The sequence below is a fragment of the Streptomyces sp. KR55 genome, assembly GCF_052245645.1.
GTDB classification, from domain to species: Bacteria; Actinomycetota; Actinomycetes; order Streptomycetales; family Streptomycetaceae; genus Streptomyces; species Streptomyces flavusporus.
The window spans coordinates 1-2,473 of the sequence record NZ_JBQQCE010000794.1 but is presented as its reverse complement, the minus strand read 5'-3'; the positions used below and the strand labels follow the sequence as shown (position 1 = coordinate 2,473).

1 protein-coding gene is annotated in these 2,473 nt (G+C 72.2%); it reads right to left on the bottom strand.

Translation table 11 applies throughout. The features are described from left to right. Positions 1-2,471 (bottom strand): DUF4118 domain-containing protein (locus tag ACTWQJ_RS50155; RefSeq protein WP_443313010.1); only part of this gene is annotated, 2,471 nt, incomplete at its 3' end. Between the last annotated feature and the right edge of the window lie 2 nt (positions 2,472-2,473).

The window sequence follows — 2,473 nt, the reverse complement described above, 5'->3', positions numbered from 1 at the left end:
ACCATGGTGAGGCCGCCGCCGGGTGTGTCCTCGGCGTCGAGGGTGCCGCCCATGGCCTCGGCGAAGCCCCGGGCGACCGCGAGGCCCAGGCCGACTCCGGCACCGCGCGGGGCGTCGCCGTAGCGCTGGAACGGCTCGAAGATCCGCTCCTTCGCCTCGTCGGGAACGCCCGGCCCGCGGTCCACGACCCGGACCTCGACCCGGTCCGCGAGGGCACTGGCAGCGACCAGCACGGGCGTGTCCGGCGGGCTGTACTTGACCGCGTTCTCCACGACGTTGGCCACGGCACGCTCCAGCAGTCCGGCATCGACCTCGACCATCGGCAGCGTCTCCGGGACGTCCAGCGCCACGCTGTCCCCGGACACGCCGCCCAGCGCCATCGGCACCACCTCGTCGAGGTCGACCTCGCGAATGAGCGGCGTGACCGTGCCGGTCTGCAGACGGGACATGTCGAGCAGGTTGCCCACCAGGTGGTCGAGGCGGTCGGCGCCCTGCTCGATGCCTTCGAGCAGTTCGGCCTGGTCCTCCTCGGACCACGCCACGTCGTCGGACCGCAGGCTGGAGACGGCCGCCTTGATGCCGGCCAGCGGCGTGCGCAGGTCATGGCTGACGGCGGCCAGCAGGGCCGTGCGGATGCGGTTGCCCTCGGCCAGCGTGCGGGCCTGGTCGGCCTCCTCCTGGAGCCGGCGGCGGTCCAGGACGACCACGGCCTGCGCGGCGAACGCGGCCAGCACCCGGCGGTCCTCGGCGGGCAGCACCCGCCCGGTCAGCGCGAGCGCCATATGGTCGCCGACCGGCATGTCGACGTCCGCCTCCTCGGGCCGTTCCACCGGCCCGCCGAGGCCCACCCGGCCCACGCAGATCCACGGATCGACATCACTCTCGCGTTCCAGCAGGGCGGCCGACTCCATGCCGAAGGTCTCGCGCACCCGCTCCAGCAGCGCCTCCAGGCTGGTCTCGCCGCGCAGCACGTTGCCCGCCAGGAACGACAGGATCTCCGACTCCGCCCGCAGCCGGGCCGCCTGATGCGTGCGCCGGGCCGCGAGGTCGACCACCGACGCCACCGACACCGCGACGCCTACGAAGATCACCAGGGCGACGATGTTCTTCGGGTCGGCGATGGTCAGCCGGTGCAGCGGCGGTGTGAAGAAGTAGTTGAGCAGAAACGTTCCGAAGGCCGCCGAGGCCAGCGCCGGGTAGAGCCCGCCGAGCAGGGCGGCCGCCACGGTCAGCGTCAGGAACAGCAGCATGTCGTTGGCGAGGCCGGGGTGAACGGTGCTCAGCAGAACCGCCAGGATCACCGGCCCGGCCAGGCCGACCAGCCAGCCCCAGATGATCCGGGACCGCCCCAGCCGCGCACCGCGCGCCACCGGCAGCCCACGCCCCTTGGCGGCCTCGTCGTGGGTGACGATGTGGACGTCCAGATCGGGACCGGACTCCCGGGCGACCGTCGCCCCCACACCCGGACCGAACACGTACTGCCAGCTCTTGCGCCGCGACGAACCCAGCACGATCTGGGTGGCGTTCACCCCGCGGGCGAAGTCCAGCAGGGCCGCGGGTATGTCGTCGCCGACCACGTGATGGAAGGTCCCGCCCAGGTCCTCGACCAGCGTGCGCTGCACCGCGAGTTCCTTCGGCGAGGCCGCCGTGAGCCCGTCGCTGCGCGCTATGTACACCGCCAGCACCTCACCGCCGGCCCCCTTCTCCGCCAGCCGCGCCGCCCGCCGGATCAGCGTCCGCCCCTCCGGGCCCCCCGTCAGACCCACCACGATCCGCTCCCGCGAACCCCAGATCCTCGACACCCGGTGATCACTGCGGTACTGCTTCAGATACTCGTCGACCCGGTCCGCCACCCACAACAGCGCCAGCTCCCGCAACGCGGTCAGATTGCCCGGCCGGAAGTAGTTCGACAGCGCCGCATCCACCCTGTCCGGCCGGTAGATGTTGCCGTGCGCCATCCGCCGCCGCAGCGCCTGCGGCGACATGTCCACCAGCTCGACCTGATCCGCCCGCCGCACCACCTCGTCCGGGACGGTCTCCCGCTGCCGTACCCCCGTGATCGACTCCACCACATCACCGAGGGACTCCAGATGCTGGATGTTCACCGTCGAGACCACATCGACCCCCGCCGCCAGCAGCTCCTCCACGTCCTGCCAGCGCTTGGCATGGCGCGAACCGGGGACGTTCGTGTGCGCCAGCTCGTCCACCAGCGCCACCCTCGGCCGCCGGGCCAGCACCGCGTCCACGTCCATCTCGGTGAACACCCCGCCCCGGTACTCGACTTCCCTGCGCGGCACCTGCTCCAGCCCGCGCAGCATCACCTCGGTGCGCAGCCGGCCGTGGGGCTCCACGAACGCCACCACGCAGTCCGTGCCCCGCTCCACCCGCCGGTGCGCCTCGGACAACATCGCGTACGTCTTGCCCACCCCCGGCGCCGCACCCAGGTAGATCCGAAGCTTGCCGCGTGCCATGT